18 protein-coding genes are annotated in these 20,780 nt (G+C 72.8%); 10 read left to right on the top strand and 8 right to left on the bottom strand.

Going from position 1 to position 20,780, the window contains the following annotated elements:
* Positions 1 to 291 precede the first annotated feature (291 nt).
* The gene (locus BLV24_RS11535; protein WP_092681805.1) at positions 292 to 1,623 is read right to left on the bottom strand and encodes an ATP-binding protein; all 1,332 of its coding nucleotides are present in this window, start codon (positions 1,621 to 1,623) and stop codon (positions 292 to 294) included.
* Between the two features lie 507 nt (positions 1,624 to 2,130).
* On the opposite strand from BLV24_RS11535, the gene BLV24_RS11530 reads away from it, so the two are divergent.
* Entirely contained in the window at positions 2,131 to 3,075 is a 945-nt protein-coding gene (locus BLV24_RS11530) for an MBL fold metallo-hydrolase (protein WP_092681803.1), read from the top strand.
* A 175-nt stretch (positions 3,076 to 3,250) separates the two neighbouring features.
* Here BLV24_RS11530 and BLV24_RS11525 read toward each other — a convergent pair whose 3' ends face one another.
* The 4 genes from BLV24_RS11525 to BLV24_RS11510 all read right to left on the bottom strand — a co-directional run bounded on the left by BLV24_RS11525 (position 3,251) and on the right by BLV24_RS11510 (position 9,597).
* Positions 3,251 to 4,438 (bottom strand): M48 family metallopeptidase, encoded by a 1,188-nt coding sequence (locus BLV24_RS11525; protein ID WP_143040298.1) that lies wholly within the window; start codon positions 4,436 to 4,438, stop codon positions 3,251 to 3,253.
* A 196-nt stretch (positions 4,439 to 4,634) separates the two neighbouring features.
* Positions 4,635 to 6,560, bottom strand: a complete 1,926-nt coding sequence (locus BLV24_RS11520) for a DUF898 family protein (RefSeq protein ID WP_143040297.1) — start codon at positions 6,558 to 6,560, stop codon at positions 4,635 to 4,637.
* 287 nt (positions 6,561 to 6,847) lie between these two features.
* The gene (locus BLV24_RS11515) at positions 6,848 to 8,482 is read right to left on the bottom strand and encodes a long-chain-fatty-acid--CoA ligase (RefSeq protein ID WP_092681799.1); all 1,635 of its coding nucleotides are present in this window, start codon (positions 8,480 to 8,482) and stop codon (positions 6,848 to 6,850) included.
* Positions 8,483 to 8,715: 233 nt separating this feature from the next.
* Positions 8,716 to 9,597 (bottom strand): HpcH/HpaI aldolase/citrate lyase family protein, encoded by an 882-nt coding sequence (locus BLV24_RS11510; protein ID WP_092681797.1) that lies wholly within the window; start codon positions 9,595 to 9,597, stop codon positions 8,716 to 8,718.
* A gap of 407 nt (positions 9,598 to 10,004) precedes the next feature.
* On the opposite strand from BLV24_RS11510, the gene BLV24_RS11505 reads away from it, so the two are divergent.
* Both BLV24_RS11505 and mscL read left to right on the top strand, forming a co-directional pair.
* Positions 10,005 to 10,472, top strand: a complete 468-nt coding sequence (locus BLV24_RS11505) for a hypothetical protein (RefSeq protein ID WP_245710521.1) — start codon at positions 10,005 to 10,007, stop codon at positions 10,470 to 10,472.
* A gap of 208 nt (positions 10,473 to 10,680) precedes the next feature.
* A complete protein-coding gene (gene mscL, locus BLV24_RS11500; RefSeq protein ID WP_092681795.1) occupies positions 10,681 to 11,118 on the top strand; it encodes a large conductance mechanosensitive channel protein MscL in 438 nt (145 codons plus the stop codon).
* A 24-nt stretch (positions 11,119 to 11,142) separates the two neighbouring features.
* On the opposite strand, the gene BLV24_RS11495 is transcribed toward mscL, so the two are convergent.
* Complete coding sequence (locus BLV24_RS11495; RefSeq protein WP_092681793.1) at positions 11,143 to 11,472, bottom strand: branched-chain amino acid transport AzlD family protein; 330 nt, start codon at positions 11,470 to 11,472, stop codon at positions 11,143 to 11,145.
* Positions 11,469 to 12,281, bottom strand: a complete 813-nt coding sequence (locus BLV24_RS11490) for an AzlC family ABC transporter permease (RefSeq protein WP_245710519.1) — start codon at positions 12,279 to 12,281, stop codon at positions 11,469 to 11,471. The genes BLV24_RS11495 and BLV24_RS11490 overlap by 4 nt, the downstream gene beginning before the upstream one ends.
* 51 nt (positions 12,282 to 12,332) lie before the next feature.
* Here BLV24_RS11490 and BLV24_RS11485 point away from each other — a divergent pair, with 51 nt between their 5' ends.
* The 6 genes from BLV24_RS11485 to ade all read left to right on the top strand — a co-directional run bounded on the left by BLV24_RS11485 (position 12,333) and on the right by ade (position 18,929).
* Positions 12,333 to 13,232: a formate dehydrogenase accessory sulfurtransferase FdhD gene (locus BLV24_RS11485; RefSeq protein ID WP_092681791.1), complete on the top strand. Its 900-nt coding sequence runs from the start codon at positions 12,333 to 12,335 to the stop codon at positions 13,230 to 13,232.
* Positions 13,233 to 13,465: 233 nt separating this feature from the next.
* A complete protein-coding gene (mobA, locus tag BLV24_RS11480) occupies positions 13,466 to 14,122 on the top strand; it encodes a molybdenum cofactor guanylyltransferase MobA (protein WP_092681789.1) in 657 nt (218 codons plus the stop codon).
* Entirely contained in the window at positions 14,119 to 14,622 is a 504-nt protein-coding gene (gene mobB / locus BLV24_RS11475) for a molybdopterin-guanine dinucleotide biosynthesis protein B (protein ID WP_092681787.1), read from the top strand. The genes mobA and mobB overlap by 4 nt, the downstream gene beginning before the upstream one ends.
* Positions 14,619 to 15,893, top strand: coding sequence for a molybdopterin-binding protein (locus BLV24_RS11470; RefSeq protein ID WP_092681785.1), 1,275 nt, complete (start codon positions 14,619 to 14,621; stop codon positions 15,891 to 15,893). The genes mobB and BLV24_RS11470 overlap by 4 nt, the downstream gene beginning before the upstream one ends.
* A 20-nt stretch (positions 15,894 to 15,913) precedes the next feature.
* Positions 15,914 to 17,062, top strand: coding sequence for an MFS transporter (locus BLV24_RS11465; protein ID WP_176954712.1), 1,149 nt, complete (start codon positions 15,914 to 15,916; stop codon positions 17,060 to 17,062).
* A 73-nt stretch (positions 17,063 to 17,135) separates the two neighbouring features.
* Positions 17,136 to 18,929 carry an adenine deaminase gene (ade, locus tag BLV24_RS11460; RefSeq protein WP_092681781.1) on the top strand — a complete coding sequence of 598 codons (1,794 nt, stop codon included), beginning with the start codon at positions 17,136 to 17,138 and terminating at the stop codon, positions 18,927 to 18,929.
* Between the two features lie 33 nt (positions 18,930 to 18,962).
* Here the strand turns inward: ade and speB are convergent, their stop codons facing one another.
* Positions 18,963 to 19,922, bottom strand: coding sequence for an agmatinase (gene speB, locus BLV24_RS11455; RefSeq protein WP_092681779.1), 960 nt, complete (start codon positions 19,920 to 19,922; stop codon positions 18,963 to 18,965).
* An 82-nt stretch (positions 19,923 to 20,004) separates the two neighbouring features.
* On the opposite strand from speB, the gene BLV24_RS11450 reads away from it, so the two are divergent.
* Positions 20,005 to 20,712 carry a GntR family transcriptional regulator gene (locus tag BLV24_RS11450; protein WP_092681777.1) on the top strand — a complete coding sequence of 236 codons (708 nt, stop codon included), beginning with the start codon at positions 20,005 to 20,007 and terminating at the stop codon, positions 20,710 to 20,712.
* The last annotated feature ends 68 nt before the right edge of the window (positions 20,713 to 20,780 follow it).

Genomic DNA, 20,780 nt, shown 5'->3' with positions numbered 1-20,780 from the left:
CCGGCCGCGGGGCGCTGCGCATCCGCGCCGGCAAGGGCGGGACCGGCGGCGTCGGAGGTCGGGGCGAGGCGCGTCCCCGCATCGTTTGTTTGCGAACGCGCCGCGTCTTCCATGACGTCTTCCGGATTGAGTGCGTTGGGGAAACCGTAGGGGCCAGCGGAATGCGCGCACAAGTGAAGGACCGCACGCCGCGCCGCCGCCGGCGGGCGCCGGGGTCAATCTTCATCAAACCGTCATCGTAACGTCACGAAGTTCTTCACCCCGCGCTCATCCCGGAGGCGCCCCGCGGCCCTATCGCGGCAGGCGCAGCACCGCGCGCAGGCCTCCCATGCGCTCGGACCTCTCCAGCGTGATGGCGCCGCCATGGGCCCGCGCGATGTCCTGGGCGATGGCCAGCCCCAGCCCGACCCCGCCGCCCTTGTCCTGGTTGCGGGCCGCATCCAGCCGGGTGAAGGGGCGGAACGCGGCCTCGCGACGGTCATCGGGGATGCCGGGCCCGTCATCCTCCACCGCCCATTCCACGTAAAGCCGCCCCATCCGCAGCGTCGCCTCGGCGTGGTCGCCATAGCGGCAGGCGTTCTCCAGCAGGTTGCCCAGCGCCCGCCGCACCGCGCCCTCGCGCAGGGTCACGGGCGCGGGGGGGAGGCTGTCGGAGGCGAGCCGGATCTCGACCTCGCCGCCCCCGCGCCGCGCGGCCTCGGCGGCGGCCTCCATCAGCGCCATGGGGTCGGCCTCGCCCGACTGCTCCCCGGCCCCGCCGCGGGCGTAGTCGAGAAAGGCGGCGAGCATCCGCTCCATCTCGTCCACGTCGCGCTTGAGCTCCTCGGCCTCGGGCTGGTCCTCCATGAAAGCCAGCGCCAGCTTCATCCGGGTCAGCGGCGTGCGCAGATCGTGGGAAACGCCGTAGAGCATGTTGGCGCGCTGCTCCATCGCGCGCTCGACCCGGCGGCGCATGTCGAGAAAGGCGGCGCCGGCGCGGCGGATCTCCTCGGCCCCGGCGGGGCGGAACGGGGCGGAGCGGCCGCGGCCGAACTCCTCCGCCGCGGTGGCGAGCTGGCGGATCGGGCGCACCTGGTTGCGCAGGAAGATCACCGCGACCACGGCCAGCAGCATGGCGGTGGCGACCATCCAGACCAGCAGGATATGCGGGTTGGACGCGATCGTGCGCTTGCGCGGGATCAGGGCGCGCATCACGCCCTTGTCGGTCTGGATCTTCACCTCGACGTCGCGGTCGTAGCGCAGCAGGTCGATGGCCATGGGGCGGGGGATGTTGGCCCGCAGCGTGTCGGCGAGCGCGTTGCCGGAGACGTCGTAGAAGCGCCGCATCCGCTCGGGCGAGACGGCGCGGCCGGCGTCGAGCGCCAGCGTCAGGCCCAGCGGACGGGCGAGGCGTTCGAGCCCGGCGCGGGCGGTCTCGATGTCGGGGGCCTCGTCGACGGCGGCGACGGCGTAGTTGAGCTCCAGCGCCACGGCGCCGGTCATCTGCTCGGTGACGCCGGCGTAGTGGCGCTGGATGAACAGGCCGGCGACGACGCCCTGAAGGAGGATGATCGGAGCCAGCAGGATCAGCAGGGCGCGGCCGAAGAGCGAGCGGGGGAGGTATTTCTTGTAGGGTTTGGCCATGGGCGCAGGCTGCGGCCTGGCGGGGCGGGCGCCAAGGGGGAAATGCGGCGGAAGCCGCGCGGCGGCGGTCGCGCGGGTGGGAAGGTCGGCGCCCGCGCGGCGTTGAGGCGGGGGCGCGGGCGGCGGGGGGCGCCGGTGGAGACGGGGGCGCGGCATCGGAGGTCCGCGCTGGCGGGACGCGTGGGAAGCGGTTCAGGGCGGCGCATGTCGGGGCTGAATCGTTGCGGCGGAACGGGTTCGGCCTGGTCGCCGGCCAGCGATCAGCGCCGCGGCCACGGCGCCGGGCGCCCCCTGGCGCGGCCCGGACCCCGCGCGTCCGGCGGGACGGCCGCAGGCCGGACGCGCCGCGCCGGCCGGATCCGTCGCAGCCCCGTCTTCCGCGCGCCGGCCCGAAAACCCCTTGCCTCCCCACGCCCCGACGCGTGACACATTGGGCGCCCGACCCGCGCCCCCCACCGCGCGCGCTCCCCTGCGCATCCGGGCCACGAAACCGCGAGGAGATGCCCGATGGCCGCCGACCCGTTCAACCGCGACCCCGCCGTGACCCATGGCGAGGCGGTCAGGCTGGAGCCCGGCCTGCGCCGGATCACCTGCCCCAATCCCGGCCCGATGACCTTCACCGGCACCCAGACCTATATCCTCGGCGAGGGCCAGGTCGCCGTGATCGACCCCGGCCCGGTCGACGAGGACCACCTCGAAGCCGTGCTCGGCGCCCTCGCCCCCGGCGAGAACGTCCATGCCATCGTCCTCACCCACACCCATATCGACCATTCCCCGGGCGTGGCCCCCCTGCTGGCCCGCACCGGCGCCCCGACCTACGGCTTCGGCCCGCATGGCGCGGGGATGTCGCGGCGGATGACCGATCTCGCCGCTTCGGGCGCGCAGTTCGGCGGGGGCGAGGGCGGGGACCGGACCTTCAGGCCCGACAACCTGCTCGCCGACGGCCAGCGGCTGGAGGGGCCGGGCTGGGCGATGACCGCGATCCACACGCCGGGCCACATTTCCAACCACCTGGCCTTCGCCATCGAGGCGGACGGCATGGCCCCGGGCGCGGTGCTCTCGGGCGATCACGTGATGGGCTGGTCGACCTCCATCGTCTCGCCCCCGGACGGGGACATGGCCGCCTACATGGCCAGCCTGCGGAAGCTGCAGGGGCGGGGGGACCGCGTGTTCTATCCGGGCCATGGCCACCCGATCCAGGACCCCGAGGCGATGATCGCCCATCTCATCGCCCATCGGGAGCAGCGCGTCGCCCAGATCCTCGACGCCCTGAAGACGGAGACGGGGGCCACCCCGGCGGAGCTCGCCGCCGCCATCTACACCGAGGTCGACCCCCGCCTGCTGCCCGCGGCGGCGCGCAACGTGTTCTCCGTGCTGATCGGGCTGGTGGAGGAGGGACGCGCCGCGCATGACGGCGCCCTGACCCCCGACACCGCGTTCCGCAGGGTCTGAACGCCCCGCGGCGCATGCCGCCCCGCCTTCGCCCGCGGCCGGGCGCCAGGTCTCCCTGCGCCGCCGGGCGCCAAGTCTCCCCGCGCCGCCGGGCGCCCGGTCTCCGAGCGCCGCGGGCGGAACGTCTCCGCCCGCGGGCCCTCGACGCGGCGCCCGGCGCGGGGCGGATCGGGGGTCAGTCCTCGCAGATCTCGCGCAGGGCCAGCCATTGCGCGTCTTCCAGCGCCGGCCGGTAGGGCGCGCCCGCGGTCACGTCGGCGGCGCGGGCGTCGGCGATGCGCTCATCCATGTCGGGATGCGAGGCGAAATGCCGGGCCAGCCCCTCGGGCCGCGCGCCGGGCCCGGCGGAGAGCCGCTCGAAGAACCCCGCCAGCGCCGAGGCGGGCAGGCCGGCCCGGGCCAGAAGCTCCTGCGCGTAGACATCGGCCTCGCGCTCGGCCTCCTGGGAATAGCCGGCGTCGACCAGCGCCCCGGCCAGCCGAGTCGCCGCCGAGCCTCCCGCCACGTCGCCGAACATCATCCCGATCAGCGCCGTCGAGCCCGCCCCGCGCAGCATGTCGCGCAACTGGTGACGCAGCGCCACATGGCCGAGCTCATGGGCCAGCACCGCCGCCACCTCATCCGGTCCCGAGGCCTGCTCCAGCAGCGCCGAGAGCACCAGAACGTAGCCCCCCGGCGCCGCGAAGGCGTTGACCTGGTCCGAGCGATAGACCGCCGCGTTGATCGGCACATGCAGGTTCGCCGCGGAGGACAGCCGGGCGATCATCGCGTTCAGCGCCGCCACGCCCTCGGGCGCGTCGCAGCGGCGGGCCCCCCTGGGGAACATGACGCGCACGGCCTGGTCGCGGGCGGCCTCGCCCAGCGCGCGCTCCTGCTCCGCCGGGATCAGGGGCGCCATCCGCTCGGCCGCCATCGGGGCCAGCCAGAACAGCGCCGCGGCGGCCGCCGCCAGCGCGCCGCCGCCCCAGAGCGTCATGCGCAAGGCCCCGCGGGCGGGCGAGGGACGGCGGTCGAGATCCTCGCACACCGCCTCGATCGCCTCGATCATCTGGGGGTCGCGGATCACCAGCCGCTCGTCCGCGTCTTCGAGCCGGTCGGGGTCCGGGGTCAGCACCATCAGGTCGCCCGGCGCGTCGGCGGCGGCCTGCGAGATCCGGCGCAGGCTGGCCAGCGCCCAATGCGCCACCGGCATGTCGTCGAAGCTCATCAGGGTCAGTGACTGTTCGCCGAAGCGGACCACGACCTCCTGCGGCTGGCCGCGGATCCCGTCATGGTAGTCGCCCACCGATTCCAGCAGCGCATAGCGCTCAAGCGCCGTGCCGCGCACGCCGCCCATTCGTCTGCCGCCGGAGCCTTTGGCCATGGGTCCTCGTCCTGACCGCCCCGGCGCGGCCCCCTGGCGGGGCCGTCTTCCCGGGCGCGGGCCGGCCCTACATAGGCGATCCGCCGGGCGGGGACGAGCCCTGCGGCGCAGGCTTCCGGCGGGCGGGACGCCGCGGGTCGGGGTGGAAAGCGGGGGGGGAACGGGGGGGGAACGGGGGGAAACGGGCGCCGCGGCGTCAGAACAGGCCGAGGTCGAAGGCGTCGTCCAGCCCTTCGCCCGCCGCCTCGCGATCGGCCGCGCGCTGGCGCACCGGCTCCAGCCGGTTGACGTCCTGAACGGTGATCGAGTCGCACAGATGCTCATGCCGTCGCCGCACGAAGACATAGGTCCACAGCCACAGCATGAAGGTCGCCGACAGGAAATAGTCGGTGGCCATGGCCATCATCGCCAGCCCCTGCGCGCGCCAGGTGTGGAAGCCCTCGAACAGGCTGTCCGCCACCGCGTTCAGCGCCGGCCCCTGCAACGCCGGAAAGGCCGTGAGATCGAGGCTCAGCAGATGGTCGGCGCGCAGCTCCTCCAGCCCCTTGAGGTCCACCTGCTCCATGATGCTCCCCGCCGCGGGGTTCTCCATCTCGACGCGCGAGGCGGCGACCATGGGGATCGAGGTCACCGCGAAGATCATCACGTAGACGGCGAGTCCCGGCCAGAAATTGCGGCGCGAGACCGCCATGTAGGCGTCCACGATGTGCCACATGGAGAAGGTGCAGCGGATGCGGGCGCCGGCCAGGCTGCGGGCGTTCATGAACAGCCGCGTCTCTGCGGCGCGGTAGTTCGCCCAGGCCAGCGCCAGCCCCAGCACCAGCAGCAGCGCGGTCGCCACGATGGCCAGCGGCCCGTAGGCCAGCAGCAGCGCCGCGGGGTCGTCGAGCCTCAGGAGCTCGCGCAGTTCGGACGAGGCCGCCACCGCCGCGATCCCGCCGGCCAGCGTCCAGAACGGCAGCCAGTTGACCAGCAGCGGCCAGGGCCGGCCGTGGAATTCGAACGCGGCGTCGCCCCAGCGCATGGCGCGCGACATCCGCGCTTCGCGCATCCAGCGCCAGATGGGCCAGGCCAGCCCCGCCGTGGCCGCCACCACCGGCGCCCAGACCAGCCACAGGCCGGCCACCGACCAGCCCGAGCCCTCCATGCCGAAGCGGATGTTCTTCCACCGCGTGCGCGCCAGCCGGTAACGCCGCCCGCGGAAGGCCGCGTATTGCATCAGCGGCGACAGCAGCAGCAGAGCGACCCCCGCCGTCATCGCCCAGCCGCCGATCCCCGCGGCGCCGCCGCCCAGCAGCGACAGGCCGAGGAAGGCGCCGCCGAACCCCACGGCCCCGAACACCACCGCGAGGCAGGCCATGGCGATGGCGAAGCCGACGAACAGCTCCGACCCGCGGCCGGTGTATTCAAGCCGGGCGCCGTCGACCTCGGTATGCGCCCAGAGAATGCGGCGGGTCTGGGTCTTCATCCAGAACCGGTAGAGCCCCAGCGTCAGCACGGAGATCGCGCCGTGAGTGACCGTGACCGCCGAGAGCAGCCCCTTGTCGTCCTTGTATTCCGGCAGCGCCTCACGCGGGAGCGCGGAGAGCCCGGATTCCGCCGCGGCCCGGGCTGCGCGGGCGCGGCGCAGGCGCTCGGCGTGCTGGATCGCGGCGTGGGAGAACGCGTCGTCGCCGCGGATGGTGGCGACGACGTCGTTCTCCTCCGCGCGGGCCGCCTGGGCGGCGCGGGCGGCGGGGCTGGGGATGGCGTTGGGCGACCCGGGCGGCGGCGCCTGTGGCGCGGGCCGCGGCGCCGGAGCTGCGGACAGGTCGGGCTCGGTCCGCGGACCGGTCTCCGCCGGGCTGCGTCCGAAGGGGGAGAGCCGCTTGCGCGCGCCCTCTTCGGGCCGGGGCGCGGAGGCGGCGTCGCGCTCGGCCGCCGGCGGCTTTCCGGCCGCGTCCGCCGCATCGGCGTTTTTGTTGGCGGGCGGCGGCGGATGCGCCTGGGCGTGGTTGAGCGACATCGGCGCGTCGCCTGCGCCCTCGTCCAGCGAATAGAGGAACGACGGACGGTCCTGAACCACGTCGCCGAACAGATCGGCGATCGGCTCCGGGTCCTTCCTCGTCCGTTTACGCGCCATGTGAATCCCTACGCCCCGCGCGGGAAGGTCCGCACGCACCGATCCGGAAACGTATCACTTCCCCTTCCGGTAAAGAATATTAACCGGGCGCGAAGAGGCGCCGCGACGGCGCCCGCGGCCCGCCACAGCGCGAAGCCGCGCTCCGCCAGCCGGAAACGCCGTGGCGTCAAGGACTTGTGACAAAGCTCACAATAACGCGGGCGGCCCATTCTGGGGCAATCGCCCGCGAAGGCGCTCAAGGGCGGTCCCCCCCGGACCCGAAGGCCCGGGGGGAGGAGGCGAATCGGTCAGGCCGCCTCGGGGTGGTGGTAGCCGATGCCTTCGAGTTTCTTGCGCAGTTCCAGCTTGGAGATCTTGCCGGTCGCGGTATGCGGCAGCTCGTCCATGAAGATCACGTCGTCAGGCACCTGCCACTTGGCGAAATGCTCGGCGACGAGGGCGAGGATCTCCTCCTTCGGCGGCTTCTCGTCGCCGACGGGCACGATCACCAGGATCGGACGCTCGTCCCATTTGGGATGCGCCACCCCGATCGCCGCGGCCTCGGCCACCAGCGGATGCGCGACGGCGGCGTTCTCCAGGTCGATGGAGCTGATCCACTCGCCCCCCGACTTGATCACGTCCTTGGAGCGGTCGGTGATCCGCACATAGGCGTTGGGGTCCATGGTGGCCACGTCGCCGGTGTCGAACCACTGGGACCCGGGAAGCGCGGCGTCCTCGTCCTTGTTGTGGTAGCGCTTCACCACGCCGAAGCCGCGGATCCACAGCTTGCCCTGCTGCTTGCCGTCCCAGGGCAGCTCGTTCTCCGCGTCGTCGGTGATGCGCAGATCGACGCCGTAGGGCGGGTGGCCGACAGAGGTCTGGATGTCCAGCTTGCCGGCCTCGTCCAGCGCCATGACCTCGGGCTTGAAGGTGCAGACGGAGCCGAGCGGCGACGTCTCGGTCATCCCCCAGGCGTGGATCACCCGGGCGCCGTAGTCGTTCTGGAACGCCTCGATCACCGCGCGCGGGCAGGACGAGCCGCCGATGATCACCTTGTTGAGGGTGGAGAACTTCAGGTTGTTGGCCCGAAGATACTGCAGCATCCCCAGCCAGATCGTGGGCACCGCGGCGGTGGCGGTCACCCCCTGCTCCAGCATCTCGTAGAGCCCGGCCGCGGACATGTCGCGCCCCGGCATGACCAGCGACGCGCCGGACATGGCCGAGACATAGGCCAGCCCCCAGCCATTGGCATGGAACAGCGGCACCACCGGCAGGATCACGTCGTTGGACGAGCCGCCGAGGCAGTCCGGCTGCAGCGCCGTCAGCGCGTGCAGCACGTTGGAGCGGTGGGAATAGAGCACGCCCTTGGGATTGCCCGTGGTGCCCGACGTGTAGCAGAGGCCGCAGGGGTCGGTCTCGGGGCCCGTGACCCACTCGAAATCGCCGTCCTCCTCGGCCACCATCTCCTCATAGCAGATGGGGTTGGGAAGGGTGGTTTCGGGCATGTGGGCGCGGTCGGTGAGGATCACCCATTTCTCGACCTTGGGCAGACGCGGGGCCAGCGCCTCCATCAGCTTCACCAGGTCGGCGTCGACCATGATGACCTTGTCGTCGGCGTGATTGATGATGTAGTCGAGCTGCTCGGCGAACAGCCTGGGGTTGAGCGTGTGCAGGATCGCGCCGCAGCCGGAGACCCCGTACCAGACCTCCATGTGCCGCACGGTGTTCCAGGCCATCACGCCGATGGCGTCGCCGCGGCCATAGCCCAGGCGGGCCAGCGCCTGGGCGCACTTCTTCGCCTTGGCGTGCACCGTCTCCCAGTTCGATTCCACGATCGGACCTTCCGCCGAACGGCCGCGCACCGGGCGCTTGCCGTGATATTTGGCGGCGTGGTCGATAACGGTGGAAACGCGCAGCGGATAATCCTGCATCGATCCTAACATTCGGCGTCCTCCCTGACGTCTTTCCGCGCGCCGTTGCCGTGGCCGTCGGCGACGGTCGGCGCGGGTTCCCTATGGCGGTTACGTTATAGGTAACATGCGTAAGATCGGGAGCAAGACGGACCCTAGGGAAGGCGCCCGATCCGGCCGTTTCCGGCCGATTTCGCGGGGCGAAGCCGGGCCGGGCCGGGTGTTCGCGGGTCCGGCCGCGGCGCGGGCCGGACCCGGAGCCGGCCTCAGCCCGCCTCCCGCATCTTCGCGATGGCCTCGGCCTGGGCGAGCAGCTTCTGCGCGACCTCGACATGCAGGTTCTCGACGATGCGGCCGTCCACGACCGCCACCGCCTCGCCCTTGGCGCGCGTCTCCTCGAAGGCCGCGACCTGGCGCCTGGCGAGCGCGATGGCGTCTTCGGAGGGGCCGAACTCCTCGTTCGCGATCTCCAGCTGCGCGGGGTGGATCAGGGTCTTGCCGTCGAAGCCCATGGACTTGCCCAGCGCGCAGGCGGCGCGGTTGCCGTCCGCGTCCTGGTAGGCGTTGTAGACCCCGTCGAGGATCGCCAGCCCGAAGGCCCGCGCCACCAGCAGGCACATGCCGAGCGAGGTCATCACCTCGGTCCGGGCGTCCGTATGCGCGGCCTCGAGCTCCTTCACCAGGTCGTTGGTGCCCATCACGAAACAGGCGAGCCGCGGGGTGGCCTCGGCGATCTCACGGGCGTTGAGGATGCCGATCGGGGTCTCCATCATCGCCCAGATCCGGGTCGTGGCGGGGGCGCCGGCCTCGTCCATCAGCTTTTCCACCGCGTGCAGGTCGGCGGCGGAGCCGACCTTGGGCACGAGGATCGCGTCGGGGGCGGCCGCCGCGGCGGCGCGGATGTCGGCCTCGCCCCATTCGGTGTCGAGCCCGTTGACCCGCACGATGATCTCACGCAGCCCGAAGCCGCCTTCCTTCAGCGCGCCGACCACGAGATCGCGGGCCAGCTCCTTCTCCGTCGGGCCCACGGCGTCCTCGAGGTCGAGGATCAGGGCGTCGGCCGGCAGGCCGCGCGACTTCTCGATGGCGCGGGCCTTGGCGCCCGGCATGTAGAGAACGGAACGGCGGGGGCGGGCGGCCTCGGTCATGGGGATCTCCGGTGTCGACGGGTTCTCGGGGGGGCTTGCGCAGGTTTTCCGCTGGGTAGCCTGCGGGGGACGGCCGCGCAAGTTCATGCCACGTCGCAGCGATCAAGAGACCGATGATTGCGCGCCGCGGCGGCCTTTGAGGGGATGGGGGGCGGGACGGCGAGAGGGGCGGCCAGGGGGGCAGGACGGCGTTAACTCTATTTTCGCTCCTCGCGTTCATCCTGATGCTCGCCGCCGCAATGGGCGGGACCGGCTCCCGGGCGGCGCTTCGCGGCTGTCGGGGGGGCCGAACCCGCCCTTTCGCGGCCGATCCGCCGACCCGAGATCCTGCGCCCGGCAGGTTCGGCCGGCGGCTCGGCGGGTCCGGGTCCCGGCGGCGCCCGGCGCCTGCCCTTTGAGGTGATGCCATGGAACGCGTGACCAATGCCCGCCCGGACCCCCGGACCCCGCGCCCCCTTCGGGCGTCTCATGCCGCCCCCGCCCTGCGCGGCGGCGCGCGTCGGCTGCTCTCGGCTCTTGTGGGCGCGGCCTGCATGGCCGGCGCCCTCGCCGCCCCCGCGCCGCTTTCGGCGCAGGAGCCCGGCCGCCCCGCCGGCCGGCCGGAGCCCATGCCGACGCAGGGCGCTCCCGGCGGCTCGATGTGCGGGGACCGGGGCAAGGTCGTCTCCCGCCTCGCGGAGAAATACGGCGAAACCCGGCGCGGCTACGGCCTGCAGCGCGGCTCCGCGGTGGTGGAGGTCTACGCCTCCGGCGACACCGGGTCCTGGACCATCCTTCTGTCCACGCCCAACGGCCTGGCCTGCCTGCTGGCCGCCGGCCAGAACTGGGCGCCGACCCCGGAGGAAGCCGCGGCCGCCCTCGGCGACCCGGCCTGACGGCGGGTCCGTCGCGGCCCCTCGCCGCCGGACACCTCGCCGCCCGCGCCCGGGTCGCGACGCGGGCGCGGCGCCACGGACCCGCAGGCGGGCCGGTCGGGCGCCCGCTCCCCCCTCAGTCCTTGAAGCGTAAGTCCCTGAATCGAATTGTCCGGCCCTGCGCCGAGGTGCTAGCCTCAGGACGCGCAGCCTCTGAAAGGACGTTCCAGTGTTCAAGGAATTCAAGGAATTCGCCGTAAAGGGCAATGTCGTCGACATGGGCGTCGGCATCGTCATCGGCGCCGCCTTCACCACCATCGTGAAAAGCTTCGTCGACGACATCGTCAACCCGATCATCGGCCTGTTCACCGGAGGGGTCGATTTCTCCGGCCTCTACATCAACCTCTCGGGCGAGGAGATCACCAACCTGGCCGAGGCGAAGGAGGCCGGGCTCGCCGTCGTCACCTACGGCGTTTTCATCAACGCCATCATCGCTTTCGTGATCGTCGCCTGGGTGCTTTTCTTCGTCGTGCGCGGCGTCAACACCCTGCGCCGCAGCGTCGAACCGCCGACCGAGCCGCCGGCCGAGGACGCCCCGGCCGCCCCTCCCGCCGACATCCAGTTGCTGGGCGAGATCCGCGACCTGCTGAAGAATCGGCCCGTCTGAGCGGCCCGCAGCCCCTCGGCGCGCTCAGAACAGCGCGCCGAGGGCCAGGAAAGTCGCCAGCCCCGCGACGATGGCGCCCAGCAGGGACCGGGTGAGGATGCCCACCGCGATCGTGACCGCGGCGCCGGCGATTCGGGCGGGATCGGTCTCCCCCTCCAGCGCGCGGGGCCACATCGCCATCGGCGCGGCCAGCGCCGGCAGCACCGTCACCGGCACATAGCGCAGCAGGCGCATCGCCCAGGTCGGAAACTCGCGCCCGCCCGCCAGCAGCAGGAAGGACGCGCGCACGAAATAGGTGCCGAAGCCCAGCGTGATGATCGCCGCCCAGGCGGTGACGTCCGAAATCCCGGTCATCGCGCCGCCCCCCCCGCGTCCGCACGCGCCGCCGCCCGCCGGGCCAGCGCGATCTCGACCGCCGCGCCGGTCCCCATGCCCAGTCCCGAGGCGGCCAGCAGCCCAAGCGACCACGGCAACTCCGCCAGCAGCAGCGCCGCCGTCACCGCCACCGCCGCCGCGCAGAGATTCGGCACGCCCCGGATCATCGGCGCGGCCAGCGCGAAGAAGGTCAGCGGCGGCGCGAAGTCGATCGGCAGGCTCGCCGGAATCGCCGAGCCCGCCAACGCGCCCACGGCCGTGCCCGCGATCCAGCTCGGCAGGATCGGGGCGCCGGACCCGAAATAATAGCCGATGCGTCGGGCCCGGCTTTCCTCCGGCCGGTCCTGGTAGCGCCGCAGCGCCAGCCCATAGACCTGGTCGACCACGAAATAGCCCGCGATCGCCCGCACCCAGCTCGACGTCCCGGTGAAGTAGGGCGCGAGCGACGCGGAATACATCGCCAGCCGCAGATTCACCGCCAGCGCCGCCAGGATCGCCACGATGACCGGCGCGCCGTCGGAAATCAGCTCGATCAGCACGAATTGCGACGCGCCCGCGATCACGAAGCTGGTCAGCACCATGATCCCGGTCAGGTCCATGCCGGCCGCCGTCGCCACCACCCCGAACAGCAGGCCGAAGGGCCACACCACCACCATGAAGGGGATGCCCGCCAGCGCGCCGGAGCGGAAGCCGCGCAGGAATTCGCCGTCCCCGCGGAACGGCGATGCGGACGGGTTGCGGACCGGCTCGGCCGCGCTCATGCTCGGGTCGGGGGGGAGATCTTTCATCAGCAAAGCTTACCTATCCCGCCTCTCCGCGCAAATCACGGATTGTGACCCATGACCCCAGCGCCGGCGATGCTTCGCCCGCCCGCCCGCATCCTCCCCGACCCGCACGCGCCCGGCCTGACCCGCGAGGTCGAGGGGTTCGACGAAACCGGCGCCCCTCGCGCGACGCGGGTGATCGAGGAACGTCCCCTGACGCTCTGGCTCAACGGCCGCGAGATCGTGACGGTGATGACCATCGGCGACCACCCGGAATGCCTGGCGGTCGGCTATCTCGCCAACCAGGGGATGCTGCGCCCGGACGATGTGATCACGGCCGTGGAGCATGACGACGACCTGGAAGTGGTCGTGGTCCGCACCGCGCGCGAAACCGACTACGAGGACAAGCTGGCGCGGCGCACCCGCACCTCGGGCTGCGCGGTGGGCACGGTTTTCGGCGACATGATGGAGGGGTTGGACGGCCTGGTCCTGCCGGAGCTGGAGGTGCGGACCTCGGATCTCTACGCCCTGTCGAAGGCCATCAACCAGATGCCCAGCCTCTACCTGGAGGCCGGCGCGATCCACGGCACGGTGCTGTGCAGGGGGGCCGAGCCGCTGGTCTACATGGAGGATGTCGGCCGCCACAACGCGGTGGACAAGATCGCCGGCTGGCTGCGGCTGCGGGGCGAGGACGCGTCGGACAAGCTGATCTACACCACCGGGCGGCTGACCTCGGAGATGGTGATCAAATGCGCGCTGATCGGGGCGCCGGCGCTGGCCTCGCGCTCCGGGTTCACGGCCTGGGGGGTGGAGATCGCGCGGCAGGTGGGGCTGACCCTGGTCGGACGGCTGCGCGGGCGGCGGTTCCTGTGCCTGTCGGGAGAAGCGCGGCTGCTGCGCGACGCCGATCCGGCCGGCGTGGCGGACGAGCCGCGACGGTCCGGGCGCAAGGGCGGGCGAGGCGCCGAGGCCTGACCCCGAGGGCCGCGCGACCACCCGCTCGCGAACCGCGCCCGGGCGCCCGCGCGGCCTGTCGCCCGGGGCGCCCGGCGGCGCCGGGGCGGGCGGCGACGCGAATTCCGGGCGCCGGGCGTTGCGTTGGCGGCGAGGGCGCCGATGATGCCCGGCGAAAACGGCGCGCCGCCGGACCCCCTTTCCAGGGTTCGCCCTCGACATGGGCGACCGGCGCGCCGCGCGAAGGAGACGCGATGCTGACCGACATTTACGGGGTGATCCTCGCCGGAGGCGAATCCCGCCGCATGGGCGGAGGCGACAAGGGGCTGGAGATGGTGGGCCGCCAGCCGCTGCTCGCCCATGCGCTCGCCCGCCTGTCCCCTCAGGTCCCCGCCTTCGCGCTGAACGCCAACGGGCCGCGGGCGCGGTTCTCGGCCTGGGGGCTGGAGGTGATCCCCGATGCCGCCCCCGACCGGCCCGGACCGCTGGCCGGCGTGCTGGCCGGCCTGGACTGGGCGGCGGAGCGCGGGGCGCGCGGGATCGTCACCGTGGCCTGGGACACGCCCTTCTTCCCGCGCGACCTCGTGCCCCGGCTGATCGACGCGGCGGAGGCGGCGGGGACCCCGCTGGCCATGGCCGTGACCCCGGATCCCCGGCTCGGGACCGCGCGGCATCCGACCTTCGGGCTCTGGGACGCGGGCCTGCGCGAGGATCTGCGCGCCTGCCTGGCCGGCGGGATGCGGCGGGTGGTGGAATGGACCGCGCGGCATGGCTGCGCCGAGGCGATGTTCGAGGCCGAGCCCTTCGACCCTTTCTTCAACGTCAACGCCCCCGAGGACCTGGCCGAGGCCGAGCGCCTGTGGGCCGCGCATCTCGCCCCCGGGCCGACGGCGGAGGAGGCGGGGCGATGAGCCGCTCGCCGGTCTGGGGGATCACCGGCTGGAAGAACGCCGGCAAGACCACGCTGGTGGAGCGGCTGGTGGCGGAGATTTCCGGCCGCGGGCTGGCGGTATCGACCCTCAAGCACGCGCATCACGGCTTCGACCTGGACCGGGAGGGGGCGGACAGCTATCGCCACCGCGAGGCCGGGGCGCGCGAGGTGCTGATCGCGTCCGGAACCCGCTGGGCGCTGATGCGCGAGCTGCGCGGGGCGCCCGAGCCCTCGCTGGACGAACTGCTGGCGCAGATGGCCCCCGCGGATCTTGTGATCACGGAAGGATGGAAGCGCGGCCCTCAGCCCAAGGTGGAGGTGCATCGCCCCGGCCTGGGGCGGGAGCTGATGGCTCCGGGCGACCCGACGGTGCGGGCGGTGGCGGCGGATGCGGATGTGATCACGGACCGGCCGGTGCTGGACCTCAACGACGTGCCCTCCATCGCCGATTTCATCCTGGACGAGCTGGGGATCGGATGAACGCGCCGCCCCCTCCCGCCGATCCGCCGGCCCTGCGCAACGACTGCTTCGCGTTGCCGCCGGGAGTGGACTGGCTGGCGGTGGACCGGGCGCTGGACCTGCTGCGCGAACGCTGCGCGGTGGTGACGGGGGCGGAGACGGTTCCGCTGACCCAGGGCGCGGGCCGCGTGCTGGCGGCGCCGGTCGCGGCGGGCCGGCCCAACCCTCCGGCGGCGAATTCGGCGGTGGACGGCTACGCCTTCGCCCATGCCTCGCTGACCGGAGCGGACCCCGAGCGTCTGCGGCTGATCCCCGGCCGCGCGGCCGCCGGCGCGGCGTTCCAGGGCCAGGCCGGCCCCGGCGAGGGCGTGCGCATCCTGACCGGCGCCGCGCTTCCCGCTAGGACGGATACCGTTGTATTGCAAGAGGATATCGGGCTGGCCGGGGGTGAATTGCGGCTCCGCCCCGGCCTGAAGCGCGGGGCCAACACGCGCGCCAGGGGCGAGGACTTCGCCGCCGGCGCCCCGCTTCTGCCCGCGGGCCATGTCCTGCGCCCGCAGGACCTGGCGCTGCTGGCGGCGGGGGGGCTGGACCGCGTTCCCGTGCGCCGGCGGCTGCGGGTGGCGGTGCTCTCCACCGGGGACGAGCTCGCCGATCCGCCGGGACCGCCCGAGGCCACCATCGACGCCAACCGACCCATGCTGCTGGCGCTGATCCGGGCCTGGGGGTTCGATCCGGTGGACCTCGGCCGGGCGCGCGACGACGCGGGCGCGGTGCGCGCCGCGCTGGATCGCGGGGGGGCGGAGGCCGACGCGATCCTGACCTCCGGCGGGGCCAGCGCGGGGGACGAGGACCACGTCTCCGCCACCCTGCGCGCGGCCGGCGCGCTGACCGCATGGCGCATCGCGGTGAAGCCGGGACGGCCGCTGGCGCTGGCCGCATGGAACGGCGCCGCGGTGTTCGGCCTGCCGGGCAACCCGGTCGCCGCCTTCACCTGCGCGCTGATCTTCGCCCGCCCGGCGCTGCTGGCGCTGGCGGGCGCGGGATGGCGGGCGCCCCAGGGCTTCGATCTCCCCGCCGGCTTCGCCAAGACCCGCAAACCCGGACGTCGCGAGTTCCTGCGCGCCCGCATCTCCGCCGAGGGTCGGGCCGAGCCGTTCCGCTCCGAGGGCTCGGGCTTGATCTCGGGCCTCGCATGGTCCACGGGGCTGATCGACCTGCCCGATCCCGGCCCCGACGTGGCCGAGGGCGATCCGGTCCGCTTCATCCCCTATGCGAGTTTCGGTTTGTGATCACACCCCGCGCCGCCGCCATGATCCGTACCGGCGGCTTCTACGCCGCGCTGTTCGGCGCATTGGGCGCGCATCTGCCGTTCTGGCCGCTGTGGCTGTCCGACTGGGGCCTGTCGGATGGCGAGATCGGGGCCTATCTGGGCGCGGGAATCGTGTTGCGGCTGGCCGCGGGGCTCGGCCTGCCGGTGCTGGCCGACCGACGCGAGGCGCGGCGGCTGACGCTGGGGCTGGTCGCGGGGGTCGGGGCGGCGCTGTTCGTCGCGCATCTGGCGGTCGGCTCGAAGCTGGCGCTGCTGGCGCTGACCATGCTGACGGCGGGCGTGTTCTCGGCGATGATCCCGATCTCGGACGCGCTGACCGGGGCCGCGGCACGGGTTCACCGGTTCGAATACGCGCCGGTGCGGGCGGTGGGCTCGGCCGCCTTCCTCGCGATGAATCTCGGGCTGGGCGCGGCGCTGGCCTTCGCCGGGACGGACGCGATCCTGTGGGTCATCGTGTTGTGCCTTCTGGCCGCCGCGGCGCTCGGGGCCACCCATCCCGGCGGCGGCAAGGTCAAGGGCGCCGAGCGGCCGACGCTCGCCGAAATGCGGCGGCTGGTCACCGGCCGCGTGTTCCTGACCTTCACCGCCGCGGCGGGGCTGGCGCAGGCCTCGCACGGGGTGATTTACGCATATGGATCCGTGCATTGGCGGGCTCTGGGCGTGCCGGAGGCGACCATCGGGATGCTCTGGGCCGCAGGGGTCGCGGTCGAGGTCGTGCTGATGGCCGCGTTCGGGCCGTGGCTGGTGCGCCGGTTCCGCCCCTCCGGCGCCATCGCGCTGGCCGGCGGCGTCGGCGTGGTGCGTTGGGCCGCGATGACCTTCGATCCGGAGGGCGCCTTCCTGTGGGTCCTGCAGGCCAGCCACGCGCTGACCTTCGCGGCGGCGCATCTGGGGATCATCGCCTTCATCGCCCGCGGCGCGCCAGACCGGCTGGCCGGCGCGGCGCAGGCGGTGATGCAGGCCTTCGGCACCGGCATCCTGATGGCCGTGGCCTCGGGCGCCGCCGCGATCGCCTATCCCTGGCTGGGCGCCGGCGCCTGGTGGATCGCCGTCGCGATGTCCGCCGCCGCGCTGATCCTCGCCGTCTCCGCGCGCAAGATGTGGGACGGCGGGCCGCTGCCGGCCTGACGCCCACGCTTGCGCGCCGGAGCCCCGCAGGGCAGGCTCCGCGCCGGTTTCCTCGAACCCCGGAGCGCCCGAGATGTCCCCGAAAAGCTGGGCCGACGCCGCCCCCCGCCTGATCGCCGTCGCCGCCGGACGCGCCCCCGCCGACATGGTCGTGCGGGGCGGAACCTGGGCCAATGTGCAGTCGGGAGAGATGATCCCGGCCACCGATCTGGCCATCGCCGACGGGCGCTTCGCCTATTGCGGGCCGGACGCCTCGCCCTGCATCGGGCCCGACACGGTGGTGATCGAGGCCGCCGGGCGGGTGCTGTCTCCGGGCCTGATCGACGCGCATATGCACGTGGAATCGGGGATGCTGACGGTCACCGAATTCGTGCGCGCGGTGGCGCCGCATGGCTCGACCTCGCTGTTCATCGACCCGCATGAGATCGCCAACGTGCTGGGATTGAAGGGCGTTCGGCTGATGCATGACGAGGCCATGCTGCAACCGACCAATGTTTTCGTGCAGGCGCCGTCCTGCGTGCCCTCCGCCCCCGGACTGGAGGTGGCGGGGGCCGAGTTCGGGCCGGACGAGATCGCCGAGATGATGACCTGGCCCAATATCGTCGGTCTGGGCGAGGTGATGAATTTCCCCGGCGTGGCGGCCGGCGACGCCCGCATGGTCGGCGAGATCGCCGAGGCGATGCGGGCCGGCAAGACGGTCGGCGGGCACTACGCCTCGCCCGACCTGGGGCGCGATTTCCACGCCTACGCCGCCGCGGGGCCGGCCGACGACCATGAGGGCACGCGGGCCGAGGACGCGCTGGCCCGCGTGCGGCAGGGGATGCGGGCGATGCTGCGGCTGGGCTCCGCCTGGCACGACGTCGCCGAGCAGGTGCGCGCGGTGACCGAGGGCGGGGCGGACCCGCGCAACTTCGTGCTCTGCACCGACGACTGCTATGCGGCGACGCTGGTGCGCGACGGGCATATGGACCGGGTGCTGCGCCATGCGATCGCCCAGGGCCTGCGCCCGATCACGGCCCTGCAGATGGCGACGCTGAACGCCGCCACCCATTTCGGGATGGAGCGGGAGATCGGCTCCATCGCGCCGGGTCGGCGGGCGGATTTCGTGATCACACCCTCGCTGGCCGGGTTCTCGGCGGAGCTGGTGGTGTCGCGGGGCGAGGTGGTGGCCGAGAAGGGCGCGATGGTCGCGCCGCGGCCGGGCTTCGTCTATCCGGCGGAGGCCAAGAACACCGTGAAGGTCGGCCGCAAGGTCGTGGCCGAGGATTTCGTGATCACAGCGCCCGAAGGGGCCAACGCGACGCGCGCCCGGGTCATCGGGGTGGTGGAGAACCAGGCCCCCACAAAGGCGCTGGAGATGGAGATCCCTGTCCGCGACGGCCGTCTCGCGCCCGAGGGGGCGGAGGGCGACGTCTGCCTGATCGCGGTGGTCGAGCGGCATCGCGGCGAGGGCAGGGTGGTGACGGCGCTGGTCTCGGGCTTCGGCTATGAGGGGCCCTGCGCGGTGGCCTCGACGGTCGCGCATGACAGCCACCACCTGATCGTGGTGGGCACCTCGGCCGAGGATATGGCCGCCGCCGCCAACCGCTTGCAGGACATCGGCGGCGGCGTCGCGGTATGGAAGGACGGGGCGGAGGCGGCCCTGGTGCCCCTGCCGGTCGCCGGCCTGATGTCGGATTCCCCGGCCGAGGAGGTCGCCGCCCAAGCCGACGCCATGGCCGACGCCATGCGGGCCTGCGGCTGCACGCTCAACAACGCCTTCATGCAGCATTCGCTGCTGGCGCTGGTGGTGATCCCGGCGCTGCGGATCTCCGATCAGGGATTGGTGGACGTCACCGCCTTCCAGCCGGTTTCCGTGACCGTATGACCTGTGATCACACCCCTGTCGCCGGGGGTGTGATCACGCCGGCTTGCGCTCGGCGTAAAGGCACAGGAGCTGCAGCGCCACGGTGGCGCCGGCGAGCGCGGTGATCTCGCCCACGTCATAGGCCGGCGCCACCTCCACCACGTCCATGCCGACCAGGTTCAGCCCGCTCAGCCCGCGCAGGATGCCCAGCGCCTGCCAGCTCGCCAGCCCGCCGCAGACCGGCGTGCCGGTGCCCGGCGCGAAGGCCGGGTCGAGGCAGTCGATGTCGAAGGTCAGGTAGACCGGCGCGTCCCCGACCCGCGCCCGGATCGCGGCGATGGTGGCGGCGATCCCGGTCTCATGGACCTTGATCGCGTCATAGGTCTCGACCCCCATCGTGTCGTCATTGGTGGTGCGGATGCCCACCTGGATGGAGCGCGCGGCGTCGATCTCTCCGCCCGCGATCCCGTCGCGGAACATGGTGCCGTGGTCGATCCAGTCCGGCCCGCCGCCATCCCAAAGGTCTGAATGCGCATCGAAATGCACCAGCGCCACCGGGCGGCCGAGCCGTTTCGCATGGGCCTTGATGCTGGGATAGGTGGTGAAATGGTCGCCGCCGATGGCCAGCGGAGTCGCGCCGGCGTCGAGGATCGAAGTCATCGCCGCCTCGATCGCCGCGGGCACCTCGGCCGGATGGCCATGGGGGATCAGGACGTCGCCCCAGTCGACCACGGCCATGCGCTCGAACGGGTCGAAGGCCGAGGGCCAGGCCCGCGACCAGCCCAGTTGCGAGGACGCGGCGCGCACCCCCCGCGGCCCGAATCGCGCGCCCGGCCGGTTGGTCACCGACTGGTCGTAGGGCACGCCCACCACCGCCACGTCGACGCCCGCCAGGTCGCGCGCATAGCGTCGGCGGCAGAAGCTGAGCGCCCCGGACCACATGGGCTCGTCATGGGTCACGGCCTGGTTTCCTTCGGCGAGGAAGGCGTAGTCGCGGCGGTGCGGATCGGACATGACGGGCTCCGGAAACGGCGGGCAAAGGCGGGGGGGCAAGGCCCGGATTGACAGGCCGCCCATTTGTGATCACAATTAGCCCATGACCCTCGCCGATGCAACCACTCCGTCTCCGGCCGTTCGCCCGGTCCGCGCGCTCCTGGACGAGGGCGCCGGCCCTGCGCATGAGCGCGTCTACAAGGCCCTGCGCCGCCGAATCCTGCACGGAGAGATGGCGCCCGGCGAACATGTCACCCTGCGCGGCGTCGCGGGGGAACTCGGCGTCTCCATGACCCCGGCGCGCGAGGCGGTGCGCCGGCTGGCCGCCGAGGGCGCGCTGGCGATCTCGGCCTCGGGCCGCGTCTCCGCCCCGATCCTCAGCCCGGCGCGGGTGGAGGAGCTGGCCTCGATCCGCGCGCTGCTGGAACCCGAGCTCGCCGCCCGGGCCCTGCCGCGCGCCCATTTCAGCCTGATCGAGCGGCTGAAACGCATGGATGCCGAGATCGACCAGCACCTGAAATCCGGCGACGCCGCCGCCTATGTGCGCGGAAACCTTGAGTTTCACCGGACGCTTTACCTGCGCGCCCACGCCCCCGCCATGCTCGCGCTCGCGGAGACGGTGTGGCTGCAGACCGGCCCCTCGATGCGCGCGCTCTACGCCCGGATCGGCATGGGGCGGGTCGCCGACTATCACCGCAAGGCCATCGCCGCGCTGGCCGCGGGGGACGAGGCGGGACTGCGCCTCGCCATCCGCGCCGACGTGCGCCAGGGCCTGACCATGCTGTCCAACGAGGGCCTCGACCAGGCCTGACCGGACCCGATCACGACTCGCTGGAACCGCCTCCGACCCGGGGCGGCGGCGACCCACCCGCCAAGGAC

Origin of the sequence: Albimonas donghaensis, from assembly GCF_900106695.1 — a bacterium.
GTDB classification, from domain to species: domain Bacteria; phylum Pseudomonadota; class Alphaproteobacteria; order Rhodobacterales; family Rhodobacteraceae; genus Albimonas; species Albimonas donghaensis.
The sequence above is the reverse complement of the archived record's forward strand: the minus strand, read 5'-3'. Positions and strand labels throughout refer to the sequence as shown.